Here is a 14,044-nt window from a genome sequence, read left to right on the forward strand (position 1 = left end):
GCTGCGCCCGCGGCGCAGCCTTCCACCCCACTGAAGCCCGGAGCGCCATGCTCGATCACCTGCGCCGCATCGTCGTCGAAGGCCCCGTCGGATCCGGCAAGACCTCGCTGGCCCAGCGCCTGGCGCGCACGCTGCAGGCCCAGGAGCTGCCCGACAGCGCACGCCGCAGCCCCTTCCTCGAACCCTTCTACCGCGATCCCGCGCGCCATGCGCTGGCGCTGCAGCTGTGGTGCCTGACCCAGCGCGCGGTGCAGCTGCAGCAATGGCAGGCGGGGGTGCTGGCCGGACAGCGCATGGTCACCAATTTCCTGATGGCCAAGGACCGGCTGCACGCGGCGCTGACGCTGTCCGACGACGAACTGGCGCTCTACGACGCCATCGCCGCACGCCTTGACCTGCCGCCGCAGCGCGCCGACCTGGTGATCGTGCTGCAGGCCACCCCGTCGCTCCTGCGCGAGCGCATCGTGCGCCGCGGCGAGCCCGGCGAGGCCGGCATCGACGAACACTACCTGCAGCGCCTGGCCGGCGCCTACGGCGAATTGTTCCACCGGTACGACGACGCCCCGGTGATGGTGGTCGACACCGCCCACTTCAATCCGGTGGACAATGATGACGATTTCCGTACACTACTGTCGCGCATCGAAAACATGCGCGGCCGCAAGGCCTTTCTCAATCTCGCTGCGCCCTGACAGGCCACGCCTGCCAGACCCAACACAATAACGACGGCTGTCGTTGCCGTGCGGGCGGCCCTCCCGGCACCGGCAAAGCCGTCCTATATGGGCACTGCCATGAGCTACCTCCTCGATCCCTCCCGCAAGACCATCACGATTCCCAAACTGCAGGCGATGCGTGACGCCGGCGAGAAAATCGCCATGCTGACCGCGTACGACTCCAGCTTCGCCGCGCTGCTCGACTACTGCGGCGTGGAAATGATCCTGGTCGGCGATTCGCTGGGCAATGTGATGCAGGGCCAGCAGACCACGCTGCCGGTCACGCTGGAACAGATGGCCTACCACACCGAATGCGCGGCGCGCGGCAACCAGACCTCGCTGCTGCTGACGGACCTGCCGTTCGGCACCTATCCCACGCCTGAGGCCGCGTTTGCCAGCGCGGTCACGCTGATGAAGGCCGGCGCGCAGATGGTCAAGCTCGAAGGCGGCGACTGGCTGGCGCCCATCGTCAAGTTCCTGGTCGAGCGCAGCATCCCGGTATGCGCGCATATCGGCCTGACGCCGCAGTCGGTGCACGCGCTGGGCGGCTTCAAGGTGCAGGGCAAGACCAACGCCGGCGCGGCCCAGCTCAAGCGCGACGCGCTGGCGCTGCAGGCCGCCGGCGCGCAGGTGGTGCTGATGGAGGCGGTGCCCGCGGCGCTGGCCGGCGAGATCACGCAATCGCTGACGGTCCCCACCATCGGCATCGGCGCGGGCGCGGACTGCTCCGGCCAGGTGCTGGTGCTGCAGGACATGCTCAATGTCTACCCGGGCCGCAAGGCCAAGTTCGTGCGCAACTTCATGGACGGCCAGACCTCGATCGAGGCAGCCGTGCGCGCCTACGTGGCCGCCGTCAAGGACGGCAGCTTTCCCGCCGCCGAGCACACCTTCTCCGCCTGAGCCGGTGGAGATCGGCACCGCCACCGCCGACGCCTTCCGCCTGCTGGCCAGCGGCGACGCTGGCCTGTGGTTCATCGTCTGGACCTCGCTGATGGTGGCGGTGCTGGGACTGGCGCTGGCCACGGTGCCGGCGATCGCCGCGGCCTGGCTGATCGCCACCCGGCAGTTCCCGGGCCGGCGTGCGGTGGTGGTGGTGGCGCAGGCTTTCCTGTCGTTCCCGACCGTGCTGGTCGGGCTGGTCCTCTACCTGCTGCTGACGCGCCAGGGCCCGCTGGGCAGCCTGCACCTGCTGTTCACGCCGGCGGGCATGGTGCTGGGGCAGGCGGTGATCGGCTTCCCGGTGGTGCTGGCGTTTGCGCTGTCGACCCTGCAGGGCGCCGACGTGCGCCTGCGCGAGACCGCCTGGGTGCTGGGCGCAGGCCGCTGGCGCACCTTCCTGACCGTGATCCGCGAGCTGCGCTTCGGGCTGATGGCGGCAGTGGTCGCCGGCTTCGGGCGCGTGATTGCCGAAGTCGGCTCGGCCCTGATGATCGGCGGCAATATCGAAGGCTCGACCCGCACCATCACCACGGCCATTGCGCTGGAAACCAGCAAGGGCGAGTTCGCCCAGGGCATTGCGCTGGGCATCGTGCTGGTGGCGCTGGCGCTGCTGGTCAATATCGGCATGGCCTGGCTGCAGGGTGCCGGAGGCTTCCGCCGATGACCCCCTCAGTTGCCCATGACCACAGCCCGCTGCTGACCGTGCGAGGGCTGGCGCGCACCATCGGCCTGCGCAAGCTCTTTGCCATCGACAGGCTGGTGATCCCGCGCGCCACCGCGATCGTGCTGACCGGCATGAACGGCGCCGGCAAGACCACGCTGCTGCGCATGCTGGCCGGGCTGGAGCCGGCACCCGGCGCCAGCGCGCAGTGGACCGACGCGCACGGCCAGGCGCACGACGCCCCCCTCTCCCCGCTGCCGCCGGCGTTGCGCCAGCGCATTGCCTACCTGCACCAGCATCCGTACCTGTTCCGCACCTCAGTGCGCGAGAACATCGCCTACGGCCTGCACGCACGCGGGATGCCGCGCGACGAGATCGCCCGCCGCGTGGGCGAGGCGCTGGGCTGGGCCGGCGTGTCGCACCTGCAGGACACCGCGCCCGAATACCTGTCAGGCGGCGAGATCCAGCGCGTGGCGCTGGCGCGCGCCAAGGTGCTGGAGCCGGAGTTGCTGCTGCTGGATGAGCCTACCTCGAGCCTGGACGGCCATGCGCGCGAACAGGTGATTGGGCTGGTCGGCGACCTGGCCGCCGAAGGCCGCACCGTGGTGATGATCTGCCACGACCGCGAGCTGATCAACCTGCCGGGCGTGGTGCGCTGGAAGCTGGGCGACGGCGTCCTGGACACGCACCACCCTTAGTCTTCAGGCTTACTGACTCAGCGTCGCCGGCATCGCGCCACGCAAGGCGTTGACCAGGACGATGGCCTCGGCGCGCGCGAGCATCGCGCGCGTGATCACCGCTTCCGTCACCACTTCGCCGGGGGCGCCCAGGGCCGCCCCTCCCTCGTCCAGCGCCACCGCGCGCATCACGCCGGGCAGGATGTCAGCCGACAGCGGCGGCGTCAGCCAGCGGCCATCGATACGGACGAAGACCGAGCTGCGCCCGCCTTCCAGCAGTTCACCGCGCGTGTTGAAGAACAGCAGGTCAAAGCCACCGGCACGCTCGGCGGCCTGCCAGCCCGCATCGAACACTGCGCGCGCGCTGGTCTTGTGGCGGCGCAGCGGATCGGCGGCGGGTAGTGGCTCGGGGGCGATATCGATCCTGACCGGACCGGCCGGCATCGGTGCCACCGCGCCGCTGGCAAATGCGAGCGCGCCGCGCTTGTCCACGCTCATACGCAGGCGCCATGTCCCCGCGCCCAGCTGCGCTACCTGAGCGGCCACCGCGTTGCGTGCCGCATCGGCATCGAAAGCGAAGCCGAACGTATGTGCCGAAGCGCCAATGCGCGCAAGATGCCGCGCCAGGTAAAGGCACTCGCCGTCCTGCACGCGCATGGTTTCGAACAGCGTAAAACCGGGATCGTGCCGCGTCAGGAAACGCGCCTTCCAGCCGCATTCATCGAACTCCTCCGCCGCGACGCTGTCATGGACGATGCCGCCGCCCACGCCCATTTCACCCGCGCGCAGGCCGGTATCCGCGAGAGGCGCCAGTACCAGCGTGCGGATTGCCACCGACAGCGCGAACGGTCCCGCGGTACCTTCGTCGGTTGGCACATCGATCCAGCCGATCGCCCCGGTGTACAGCCCGCGCGGCGTGCCTTCCAGTTCGGCAATGATCTGCATGGTGCGCCGCTTGGGCGCGCCGGTGATGGAGCCGCACGGGAACAGCGCCGCCATCAGTGCGCCAAAGCGCGTGCCGGGCCGCGCCGTCGCGGTGACGGTAGAGGTCATCTGCAGCACCGCGCCAAACGGCTGCACCGCAAAGCGCTCCGGCACCGCCACGCTGCCCGGCTGCGCGATGCGCCCCAGGTCGTTGCGCAGCAGGTCGACGATCATCACGTTCTCGGCGCGGTTCTTGGCATCGGCGGCCAGCGCGGCGGCGGCCTGCGCATCGCGCACGGCATCGCCCGAGCGCGGCGCGGTGCCCTTCATCGGCCGGGTCAGCAGGTGGCCCTGGCCGTCGTGGCGCACGAACAGCTCGGGCGACAGCGACAGCACCGTGGCACGATCCGGCAGGCTGGCCAGCACGCCATACGGCACCGGCTGCGCGGCGCGCAGCGCGGCATACAGCGCCACCGGGTCGCCAAAGGCATCGAAGTGCAGGCGCTGGGTGTAGTTGACCTGGTAGGTGTCGCCGGCTTCGATCCACTGGTGGATGCGGGCGATGGCATCGTCGAATGCCTCGCGGGAGGTATCGGAGGCCACGTCCATCAGGCCCGCCGGCCTGGGGTCGGCTTTCGCCTGCAGCCACGCCGTGACCGCCGCGGCATCGAGCCGGCGCAGGTTGCGGAACCACAGCAGGCGCAGCGCGCCGTCGTGGAACGGCATCGCGTTGCCGGTGTGCACCGGGGCATCGACCAGCGCGCCGCCGAATTCGTAGGGGGCAAACAGGGTGGCATGCCAGCCCTGGCGCCAGCCTTCGGCAAGCATGGTGTCGAGTTGCGCGATGTCGCTGCCGGCGGGCAAGACGTCTTCACGGATGAAGCCGGTGTAGAGGCGTGATGCGGCTTGCGCCGCCGGGGCCGTGGCGTCGTCGAGAAGGACGAAGACATCTCCTCCCCCTGGCTGGGTGCTCCCCTCGCCCGCTTGCGGGAGAGGGGCCGGGGGAGAGGGCGGGGGCTGGATGCTGGCTACCACGGGGAAATCGTCAGGAAAGGGGCGGTGGGGACAACCTTGGCATTATCGCGCGCCAAAAACAAAACCGGCCACGCTCGCACGTGGCCGGTCCGATACTGCAAACCCGGTCAGCTGAAGAAGCTCTTCACCTTGTCCAGCCAGGATTGCTCCTGCGGGCTGTGGCGCGAGCCGCCCTCATGCACCGAGCGGTCGAACTGGCGCAGCATCTCCTTCTGCGCCTCGGTCAGCTTGACCGGCGTCTCCACGTTCACATGCACATAGAGGTCGCCCGGATAGCCGGAACGCACGCCCTTGATGCCCTTGCCGCGCAGACGGAAGGTCTTGCCCGACTGGGTGGCTTCAGGCACCGGGAAGGTGGCCTTGCCGCTCAGCGTCGGCACTTCCAGGTCGCCGCCCAGCGCCGCGGTGGCGAAGGAGATCGGCATCTGGCAGTGCAGGTCGTCGCCGTCGCGCTCGAACATCGGGTGCGCCTTGATGTGGACTTCCACATACAGGTCGCCCGGGGGGCCGCCGTTGATACCCGGCTCGCCGTTGCCCGACGAGCGGATGCGCATGCCTTCGTCGATGCCGGCCGGGATCTTCACTTCCAGCGTCTTCTGCGACTTCAGCTTGCCCTGGCCGTGGCACTTGGTGCACGGCTTGGGGATGTACTTGCCGCTGCCGTGGCACTTCGGGCAGGTCTGCTGCATGGTGAAGAAGCCCTGCGACACGCGCACCTGGCCCGCGCCGTGGCAGGTCGGGCAGGTTTCCACGCTCGAGCCCGGCTCCGCGCCGTTGCCGTGGCAGTGGTCGCAGTCGTCCCAGTGCGGCACGCGGATCTGCGCCTCGTGGCCGTGCGCGGCCTGCTCCAGCGAGATCTCCATGCTGTAGCGCAGGTCGGCGCCGCGATAGGCCTGCGGGCCGCCGCCGCCGCGACGGCCACCGGCCTGCTGGCCGAAAATGTCGCCGAAGATGTCGCCAAAGGCCTCGGCGAAACCGCCGTAGCCCTGCGCACCGCCGAAGCCGCCCGCCATATTGGGGTCGACACCGGCATGGCCATACTGGTCGTAGGCCGCCTTCTTCTCCGGGTCGGAAAGCATCTCGTAGGCCTCTTTGACCTCCTTGAATTTTTCCTCGGCGATCTTGCCGTCCTTGCCTTCCGGATTGCGGTCCGGGTGGTACTTCATCGCGAGCTTGCGATAAGCCTTCTTGATCTCGTCGTCGCTCGCGTTCTTGCCTACCCCGAGCACTTCGTAATAGTCACGTTTTGCCATGGTGGCTCAAACCTTTTTGGCCGGCACGCACATGTGGCGCGATACCGGCGAATAGCAAAAAAGCCGAGCGAGGCATCCGACGGCGGTTTCCCGCTGGGTCCGATGGCCGCGCCCGGCGTCGGGGCGGGGGCGGTGCCGGCCAGTGCCTGCACCGCCGCCCGCGTGTCCCGATTACTTCTTGTCGTTGACTTCCTTGAATTCGGCGTCCACAACGTTGTCGTCCTGCGGCTGCGCCTGCTGGCCACCGGCCGCGCCGGCACCGGCAGCAGCACCGGCCGTGGCGCCTTCGCCAGCCTTGGCCTGCATGTCGGCGTAGACCTTCTCGCCCAGCTTCTGGCTGACTTCGGACAGCGCGTTGACCTTGGCATCGATCTCGGCCTTGTCGCCGCCGCGAGCGGCGTCTTCCAGTTCCTTGATCGCGGCTTCGATCTTTTCCTTCTCGCCGGCTTCCAGCTTGTCGCCGTATTCGGTGAGCGCTTTCTTGGTCGAGTGGATCAGCGCGTCGGCCTGGTTGCGGGCATCAGCCAGCTCGCGGGCCTTCTTGTCTTCCTCGGCGTTGGCCTCGGCGTCCTTCACCATGCGCTGGATCTCGTCTTCCGACAGGCCCGAGTTCGCCTTGATGGTGATCCTGTTTTCCTTGCCGGTCGCCTTGTCCTTGGCGCCCACGTGCAGGATGCCGTTGGCGTCGATGTCGAACGACACTTCGATCTGCGGCGTGCCGCGCGCTGCGGGCGGAATGCCTTCCAGGTTGAACTCGCCCAGCAGCTTGTTGCCGGAGGCCATTTCACGCTCGCCCTGGAACACCTTGATGGTCACCGCCGGCTGGTTGTCGTCGGCGGTCGAGAACACCTGCGCATGCTTGGTCGGGATGGTGGTGTTCTTGGTGATCATCTTGGTCATCACGCCACCCAGGGTCTCGATCCCCAGCGACAGCGGCGTCACGTCCAGCAGCAGCACGTCGGTACGGTCGCCCGACAGCACCGAGCCCTGGATCGCGGCGCCGACGGCCACGGCTTCATCCGGGTTCACGTCCTTGCGCGCTTCCTTGCCGAAGAACTCCTTGACCTGTTCCTGCACCTTGGGCATGCGGGTCATGCCGCCGACCAGGATCACGTCGTCGATGTCGCTGACCTTGACGCCCGCGTCCTTGATGGCGATGCGGCACGGCTCGATGGTGCGCGTGATCAGCTCTTCCACCAGGGATTCGAGCTTGGCGCGGGTCATCTTCAGGTTCAGGTGCTTCGGACCCGAGGCATCGGCCGTGATGTACGGCAGGTTGATCTCGGTCTGCTGCGAGCTCGACAGTTCGATCTTGGCCTTTTCAGCGGCTTCCTTCAGGCGCTGCAGCGCGAGCACGTCCTTGGACAGGTCCACGCCCTGGTCCTTCTTGAACTCGCTGATGATGTAGTCGATGATGCGCTGGTCGAAGTCTTCGCCGCCCAGGAAGGTGTCGCCGTTGGTCGACAGCACTTCGAACTGCTTCTCGCCGTCCACGTCCGCGATCTCGATGATCGAGATGTCGAAGGTGCCGCCGCCGAGGTCATACACGGCGATCTTGCGGTCGCCCTTCTCGTTCTTGTCCATGCCGAACGCCAGCGCGGCCGCGGTCGGCTCGTTGATGATGCGCTTGACGTCGAGGCCGGCGATGCGGCCGGCGTCCTTGGTGGCCTGGCGCTGCGAGTCGTTGAAGTAGGCCGGCACGGTGATCACGGCTTCGGTCACCGGCTCGCCGAGGTAGTCCTCGGCCGTCTTCTTCATCTTGCGCAGCACTTCGGCGGAAACCTGCGGCGGCGCCAGCTTCTGGTCGCGCACCGACACCCATGCGTCGCCGTTGTCGGCCTTGACGATGGAATACGGCATCAGGCCGATGTCCTTCTGGACTTCCTTCTCTTCGAACTTGCGGCCGATCAGGCGCTTGACCGCGTACAGGGTGTTGCGCGGATTGGTGACGGCCTGGCGCTTGGCCGGCGCGCCGACCAGGATCTCGCCGTCTTCCATGTAGGCGATGATCGACGGGGTGGTGCGGGCACCCTCCGAGTTTTCGATGACCTTGGGGGTGTTGCCTTCCAGGATCGCGACGCAGCTATTGGTGGTACCGAGGTCGATACCGATGATCTTACCCATTATTCTCTCCTCTTGAGCCGGCGCTATCCGCGCGGCTGCAATTCAACCTGAGGCCGAAATGTGGCCGCCCGGGGGCTTTTCAAGGGCAGAACCGGCAAATCCGAGTAATTTTCTCGGTTTCTGCATGCTTTCAACGGCATCCGCCGCCGCAGGTTAAGCGGACGGCGCGGCGCGGCCGCCGAAAGTGGCCTATTCCATACCTCCTGGCGCGTCGCGATCGCGCTGCCACAACACGTCGGAACCGCCGCCGGCCCGGTTCAGCACCCGCGCCAGCACGAACATCAGGTCCGACAGCCGGTTCAGGTACTGGCGCGGGGCCTCGTTCAGTGGCTCGGCCGCGCCCAGCGCCACCAGCGCGCGCTCGGCACGGCGGCACACGGTGCGGCAGACATGGGCCTGCGCCGCGGCGCGGCTGCCGCCGGGCAGGATGAATTCGGCCAGCCGCGGCAGGTTGGCGTTGTAGTCGGCGAGCCAGGTATCGAGCTGCGCCACCTGCTCAGGCTTGAGCAGGGTGTAGCCCGGGATGGACAGCTCGCCACCCAGGTCGAACAGGTCGTGCTGGATATGCAGCAGGGCGGCGCGCACGTCGTCGGGCAGGGCCTCGGTCAGCAGCACGCCGACGTGGCAGTTGAGCTCGTCGACGTCGCCGATGGCGGCGATGCGCGGGCTGGCCTTGCCGGTGCGGCTGCCGTCGCCCAGGCCGGTGGTGCCGGCGTCGCCGGTGCGGGTGGCAATCTTGGACAGGCGGTTGCCCATGCCGGTCTCCTCGTAAGCGTGTGGTAGTCGTGGTCCGCCCTGCAACGCGGGGCGCCCGGGGGAAAGACGCATTATCGCGCCGGACCGCCTCGGCGCGCCAAGCGCTTGTGTCCCGGCGCTTGCTGTGCGGCTATCGGCCAGTACCGGCCGCCGCAGTGCCCGGCCAGGGTGCATGAGCCGCCGCGCGGCGTAGAATGCCGGTAGCCCCCATTCGTCGCCCATTCGATAACCGGGTCGCGCCCCTGCCGGCCAGACCGGAGCTTGCTCCGCAGCGCCGCCGCCGGCACCACCGTCGCGCCGACCCGCCGGAGACCCGCATGAACCACCCCACGCCGTCCGCCACGCTCGCCCGCCGTCCGCTGCCGCCCGCCTTCAGCGAAGCCCTGGCGGCGCGCTTCGGCGACCGCTTCACCACCTCCGCCGGCGTGTGCGAACACCACGGCCGCGACGAATCCCCGTTCCCGCCGGCCGTGCCCGACGCCGTGGTCTTCGCCCACAGCACCGAGGAAGTGGCCGAGGTGGCGCGCCTGTGCAACCAGCATGGCGTGCCGCTGATCCCGTACGGCGCGGGCTCGTCGCTGGAAGGCCATCTGCTGGCCGTGGCAGGCGGCATCAGTCTGGACCTGTCGCAGATGAACCACGTGCTGGCGGTGCAGCCCGAGGACCTGACCGTGACCGTGCAGCCCGGCGTCACGCGCAAGCAGCTGAACCAGGAAATCAAGGACACCGGCCTGTTCTTCCCGATCGACCCGGGCGCCGACGCCTCGCTGGGCGGCATGTGCGCCACGCGCGCCTCCGGGACCAACGCGGTGCGCTACGGCACCATGCGCGAGAACGTGCTGGCGCTGACAGTGGTAACCGCCGACGGCCGCGTGATCCGCACCGGCACGCAGGCGCGCAAGTCGGCGGCGGGCTATGACCTGACCCGGCTCTTTATCGGCAGCGAAGGCACGCTCGGCATCATCACCGAGGTGACGGTGCGGCTCTACCCGCAGCCGGAGGCGATCTCCGCCGCGGTGTGCGCCTTCCCCAGCATGGGCAGCGCGGTGCAGGCGGTAATCCAGACCATCCAGCTGGGCGTGCCGGTGGCGCGCGTGGAGTTCGTCGATGCGCTGGCGATCCGCGCCATCAACCGCCACGACAACCTGACCCTGCCCGAGACCCCGCACCTGTTCTTCGAATTCCACGGCACCGAGGCCGGCGTGCGCGAGCAGGCCGAGACCGTGCAGCAGATCACCGCCGAGCACGGCGGCCAGGGCTTCGAGTGGGCCACCCGCCCGGAGGACCGCAGCCGGCTGTGGAACGCGCGCCATACCGCCTACTTCGCCATGCTGCAGCTCAAGCCGGGCTGCAAGTCGGTGACCACCGACGTGTGCGTGCCGATCTCGCGCCTGGCCGACTGCGTCACCGAGACCGAGAAGGACCTGAACGCCTCGGCGCTGCCCTGCCCCATCGTCGGCCATGTCGGCGACGGCAACTTCCACGTGGCGATCCTGGTCGACCCCGACAAGCCCGAAGAGATGGCCGAGGCCGAGGCCATCAACCAGCGCATCGTCGAACGCGCGCTGGCGATGGGCGGCACCTGCACCGGCGAGCACGGCGTGGGCTTGCACAAGCAGCGCTTCCTGGTGGAAGAACACGGCGAGGATGCGCTCGACGTGATGCGCGCGATCAAGGACGCGCTGGACCCCAAGCACATCCTCAACCCGGGCAAGATCTTCAGCGCCACGCGCGGCGGCTCGCAGTAAGGCGTGCCGAGCTGATGGCCTCCATGTTCAACCGCGTCCCGCCGCTGCACCTGCTGATCGCCTTCGAGGCAGCGGCGCGCCTGGGCAGCTTCGCGCGCGCGGCCGAAGAGCTGTCGGTCACGCCCAGCGCGGTCTCGCACCGCATCAAGAATCTTGAGGAGCTGTGGGGCGAAGACCTGTTCGTGCGCGCCAACGCGGCGCTGCGGCTGACCGCCGCCGGCACGCGCTATCTGCGCAACGTGCAGGACGCGCTCAAGTCGCTCAACGAGCTGGCGCGGCCCGAATACAACAAGCTGCGCACCCGGCTGCGGGTGGCGATCCCGCCCACCTTCGGGCGCCAGCACCTGGTGCCGCGCCTGCCCGAGTTCGGCGCGCTGTATCCGCATATCGACCTCGAGCTGCACCTGGCGATCCCGTTCCTGGACGTCAAGGCCGAGGACACCGATGTCGAGATCCGCTACGGCACCGGCCGCTACCCTGACCTGAAGACCACCCGGCTGCTGGTCGAGCCGGTGTTCCCGGCGTGCGGGCGCGAGTACTACGAGCGCGTCAACGGCCGCGCCATCACCAAGCCCGAGCACCTGCACGGCCTGGTGCTGCTGCGCAGTCCGCTGGAGCCGTGGAAGCCGTGGTTCGAGACTGCCGGGCTGGATTGGGCCGAGCCGCAGACCGGGCCGCAGTTCAACGACATCGGCCTGATGCTGGAGGCGATCGCGTCCAACCAGGGCGTGGCGCTGGTGCGCCAGCGCATGGCGCGGCACTGGCTGTCGCTGGGGCAGATGGTGCGGCTGCTGGAGGTGGAATCGGTCTCGCCGCACGGCTACTACATCGTCGAGCGCGAACAGGCCCCGCTCAAGCCCGAGGCGCGCTATTTCGTCGACTGGCTGCTGAGCCTGGACTGGTAGGAGACTGACCCCATGGAAATCCGCTTGCTGACCCCCGCCGATGCCGCCGCCTTCCAGGCGCTGCGGCTGCACGGCCTGGCCGAAGCGCCGGAAGCCTTCGCTTCCAGCCTGGAGGAGGAACAGGACCGGCCGCTGGAAGTCGTCGCCGGGCGCCTGGCCGCGACCGAGGGCAAGGCCGTATTCGGCGCCTTTGTCGACGGCAGCGATGGCAGCGCGCTGGCCGGCGTGGTCGGGGTGATGCGCGAGGAAAACGCCAAGCACCGGCACAAGGCCTTTATCTGGGGCATGTACGTGGCCCCGGGCTGGCGCGACCGCAAGCTCGGCCGCGCGCTGATGGAGCGGGCCATGGAACAGGCCGCCGCCATGCCGGGCGTGCGCCAGGTGACGCTGTGCGTCAATGCCGGCAGCGCGGGCGCGGTGCGGCTGTACGAGTCGCTCGGCTTCGTGCGCACGGGGCTGGAGCCGGATGCGCTGTACGTCGCGCCGCACTTCCACGACAAGCTCGACATGGTCTGCTTCCTGCCGCAGCCGCCGGCACGCTGAGTCCGGCCGGACCGCCTTCCCTGCACCCGCGCTGCGGTGTACGCTGGACTTGCGTCGCCTGCCAGGAGTGATTTCCCGCGCAGCCATGATGAGCATTTTTGATCGGCCTGCCATGCGGAATTCACGTGTCCCGTGGTGCCCGCGCCAGGTGCCCTGCGCTATAGTCACCCGTCCCCGCGGCAGGCCCTGCATTGCCGCGACCGGCAGACCGCGCACCGGCCGCCATCCAGGAGGCCCCACAGGAGTCGTTCATGAATGCCCCGCACGAAGCCCAAACCATCGCCCCCGACGGCGCCCATGCCACGGCCGAAGGCCGCCGCAGCGCGCTGCTGGCCGGCCTGGCGCAGATCCTGCCGGATGCCGCGCTGCTGTGGAAGCCGGAAGACACCGTCCCCTATGAATGCGACGGCCTGGCCGCGTACCGCCAGGTGCCGATGGCCGTGGCCCTGCCCGACACCGAGGAACAGGTCTGCGCGATCCTGCGCCTGTGCCACAAGCTGGGCGTGCCGGTGGTGCCGCGCGGCGCCGGCACCAGCCTGTCGGGTGGCGCCATGCCGATCGCCGAGGGCCTGGTGCTGTCGCTGGCCAAGTTCAAGCGCATCCTGTCGGTCGATCCGTACTCGCGCACCGCGGTGGTCCAGCCGGGCGTGCGCAACCTGGCGATCTCCGACGCCGCCGCACCCCACAACCTGTACTACGCGCCGGACCCGTCCTCGCAGATCGCCTGCACCATCGGCGGCAACGTCAGCGAGAACTCCGGCGGCGTGCACTGCCTGAAGTACGGCCTGACCGTGCACAACGTGCTGCGCGTGCGCGCGGTGACGATGGAGGGCGAGGTGGTGGTGTTCGGCTCCGAGGCCCCCGACTCGCCGGGCCTGGACCTGCTGGCCGTGCTGATCGGCTCCGAAGGCATGCTGGCCGTGGTCACCGAGGTCACGGTGCGCCTGATCCCCAAGCCGCAGCTGGCGCAGGTGATCATGGCCTGCTTCGACGATGTCGAGAAAGGCGGCAATGCGGTGGCGGACGTGATCGCCGCCGGCATCATCCCGGCCGGACTGGAAATGATGGACAAGCCCGCCACCGCCGCGGTCGAGCAGTTCGTGCATGCGGGCTATGACCTGGATGCCGCCGCCATCCTGCTGTGCGAATCCGACGGCACCCCGGAAGAAGTGGCCGAGGAAATCGAACGCATGAGCGCGGTGCTGACGGCATCGGGCTGCACCCGCATCGTGGTCTCGCAGAACGAAGCCGAGCGCCTGCGCTTCTGGAGCGGCCGCAAGAACGCCTTCCCCGCCGCCGGCCGGATCTCGCCGGACTACTACTGCATGGACGGCACCATTCCGCGCAAGCACATCGGCACGCTGCTCAGGCGCATCGAAGCCATGGAGCAAAAGTACGGCCTGCGCTGCATCAACGTGTTCCATGCCGGCGACGGCAACATGCACCCGCTGGTGCTGTTCGATGGCGCGGACCAGGACCAATGGCACCGCGCCGAGCTGTTCGGCGCCGACATCCTGGAAACCTGCGTGGAACTGGGCGGCACCGTCACCGGCGAGCACGGCGTGGGCGTGGAGAAGCTCAACTCGATGTGCGTGCAGTTCTCGCCCGCCGAGCGCGATGCCTTCTTCGGCGTCAAGGCCGCCTTCGACCCGGCGCGGCTGCTCAACCCGGACAAGGCCATCCCCACGCTGGCGCGCTGCGCGGAGTACGGCAAGATGCATGTGAAGCGGGGCCTGCTGCCGCACCCGGAACTGCCGCGCTTCTGAGCC

General features: G+C 68.7%; 12 protein-coding genes. 8 read left to right on the forward strand and 4 right to left on the reverse strand.

Translation table 11 applies throughout. The annotated features are described in order from the left end of the window. Positions 1-47: 47 nt before the first annotated feature. The 4 genes from AC1Q6V_RS07120 to AC1Q6V_RS07135 all read left to right on the forward strand — a co-directional run bounded on the left by AC1Q6V_RS07120 (position 48) and on the right by AC1Q6V_RS07135 (position 3,008). Positions 48-689 (forward strand): deoxynucleoside kinase, encoded by a 642-nt coding sequence (locus tag AC1Q6V_RS07120; RefSeq protein WP_010815028.1) that lies wholly within the window; start codon positions 48-50, stop codon positions 687-689. A gap of 99 nt (positions 690-788) precedes the next feature. Continuing rightward, positions 789-1,610: a 3-methyl-2-oxobutanoate hydroxymethyltransferase gene (gene panB / locus AC1Q6V_RS07125; RefSeq protein WP_010815029.1), complete on the forward strand. Its 822-nt coding sequence runs from the start codon at positions 789-791 to the stop codon at positions 1,608-1,610. 4 nt (positions 1,611-1,614) lie between these two features. Then, positions 1,615-2,313 carry an ABC transporter permease gene (locus AC1Q6V_RS07130; protein WP_010815030.1) on the forward strand — a complete coding sequence of 233 codons (699 nt, stop codon included), beginning with the start codon at positions 1,615-1,617 and terminating at the stop codon, positions 2,311-2,313. Beyond that, complete coding sequence (locus tag AC1Q6V_RS07135) at positions 2,310-3,008, forward strand: ATP-binding cassette domain-containing protein (RefSeq protein ID WP_010815031.1); 699 nt, start codon at positions 2,310-2,312, stop codon at positions 3,006-3,008. The genes AC1Q6V_RS07130 and AC1Q6V_RS07135 overlap by 4 nt, the downstream gene beginning before the upstream one ends. A gap of 9 nt (positions 3,009-3,017) precedes the next feature. Here the strand turns inward: AC1Q6V_RS07135 and pabB are convergent, their stop codons facing one another. From pabB to AC1Q6V_RS07155, 4 genes are all read right to left on the reverse strand, one after another. Next, positions 3,018-4,946, reverse strand: coding sequence for an aminodeoxychorismate synthase component I (gene pabB, locus AC1Q6V_RS07140; RefSeq protein WP_439670982.1), 1,929 nt, complete (start codon positions 4,944-4,946; stop codon positions 3,018-3,020). A 107-nt stretch (positions 4,947-5,053) separates the two neighbouring features. After that, positions 5,054-6,199 carry a molecular chaperone DnaJ gene (gene dnaJ, locus AC1Q6V_RS07145; RefSeq protein WP_010815033.1) on the reverse strand — a complete coding sequence of 382 codons (1,146 nt, stop codon included), beginning with the start codon at positions 6,197-6,199 and terminating at the stop codon, positions 5,054-5,056. A 171-nt stretch (positions 6,200-6,370) separates the two neighbouring features. Continuing rightward, on the reverse strand, positions 6,371-8,323 hold the full coding sequence (gene dnaK / locus AC1Q6V_RS07150) for a molecular chaperone DnaK (protein WP_010815035.1): 1,953 nt from the start codon (positions 8,321-8,323) through the stop codon (positions 6,371-6,373). A gap of 189 nt (positions 8,324-8,512) precedes the next feature. After that, a complete protein-coding gene (locus AC1Q6V_RS07155) occupies positions 8,513-9,079 on the reverse strand; it encodes a cob(I)yrinic acid a,c-diamide adenosyltransferase (RefSeq protein WP_010815036.1) in 567 nt (188 codons plus the stop codon). A 317-nt stretch (positions 9,080-9,396) separates the two neighbouring features. Here AC1Q6V_RS07155 and AC1Q6V_RS07160 point away from each other — a divergent pair, with 317 nt between their 5' ends. The 4 genes from AC1Q6V_RS07160 to AC1Q6V_RS07175 all read left to right on the forward strand — a co-directional run bounded on the left by AC1Q6V_RS07160 (position 9,397) and on the right by AC1Q6V_RS07175 (position 14,041). Beyond that, positions 9,397-10,827, forward strand: coding sequence for an FAD-binding oxidoreductase (locus AC1Q6V_RS07160; RefSeq protein ID WP_011615984.1), 1,431 nt, complete (start codon positions 9,397-9,399; stop codon positions 10,825-10,827). Positions 10,828-10,841: 14 nt separating this feature from the next. After that, positions 10,842-11,732 (forward strand): LysR substrate-binding domain-containing protein, encoded by an 891-nt coding sequence (locus AC1Q6V_RS07165; protein ID WP_011615985.1) that lies wholly within the window; start codon positions 10,842-10,844, stop codon positions 11,730-11,732. A 12-nt stretch (positions 11,733-11,744) separates the two neighbouring features. Continuing rightward, positions 11,745-12,275, forward strand: coding sequence for a GNAT family N-acetyltransferase (locus AC1Q6V_RS07170; protein ID WP_010815039.1), 531 nt, complete (start codon positions 11,745-11,747; stop codon positions 12,273-12,275). A gap of 251 nt (positions 12,276-12,526) precedes the next feature. Further along, positions 12,527-14,041: an FAD-linked oxidase C-terminal domain-containing protein gene (locus AC1Q6V_RS07175; RefSeq protein WP_010815040.1), complete on the forward strand. Its 1,515-nt coding sequence runs from the start codon at positions 12,527-12,529 to the stop codon at positions 14,039-14,041. The last annotated feature ends 3 nt before the right edge of the window (positions 14,042-14,044 follow it).

It is taken from the genome of Cupriavidus sp. GW823-FHT07B10, assembly GCF_058794355.1.

Excerpts from the sequence above, each read along its gene's own strand:
- AC1Q6V_RS07160 (WP_011615984.1), top strand. The coding sequence starts at position 9,397 with ATGAACCACCCCACGCCGTCCGCCACGCTCGCCCGCCGTCCGCTGCCG.
- AC1Q6V_RS07120 (WP_010815028.1), top strand. The coding sequence starts at position 48 with ATGCTCGATCACCTGCGCCGCATCGTCGTCGAAGGCCCCGTCGGATCC.
- dnaK (WP_010815035.1), bottom strand. The coding sequence starts at position 8,323 with ATGGGTAAGATCATCGGTATCGACCTCGGTACCACCAATAGCTGCGTC.
- AC1Q6V_RS07170 (WP_010815039.1), top strand. The coding sequence starts at position 11,745 with ATGGAAATCCGCTTGCTGACCCCCGCCGATGCCGCCGCCTTCCAGGCG.
- dnaJ (WP_010815033.1), bottom strand. The coding sequence starts at position 6,199 with ATGGCAAAACGTGACTATTACGAAGTGCTCGGGGTAGGCAAGAACGCG.
- AC1Q6V_RS07155 (WP_010815036.1), bottom strand. The coding sequence starts at position 9,079 with ATGGGCAACCGCCTGTCCAAGATTGCCACCCGCACCGGCGACGCCGGC.
- AC1Q6V_RS07135 (WP_010815031.1), top strand. The coding sequence starts at position 2,310 with ATGACCCCCTCAGTTGCCCATGACCACAGCCCGCTGCTGACCGTGCGA.
- AC1Q6V_RS07165 (WP_011615985.1), top strand. The coding sequence starts at position 10,842 with ATGGCCTCCATGTTCAACCGCGTCCCGCCGCTGCACCTGCTGATCGCC.
- panB (WP_010815029.1), top strand. The coding sequence starts at position 789 with ATGAGCTACCTCCTCGATCCCTCCCGCAAGACCATCACGATTCCCAAA.
- AC1Q6V_RS07175 (WP_010815040.1), top strand. The coding sequence starts at position 12,527 with ATGAATGCCCCGCACGAAGCCCAAACCATCGCCCCCGACGGCGCCCAT.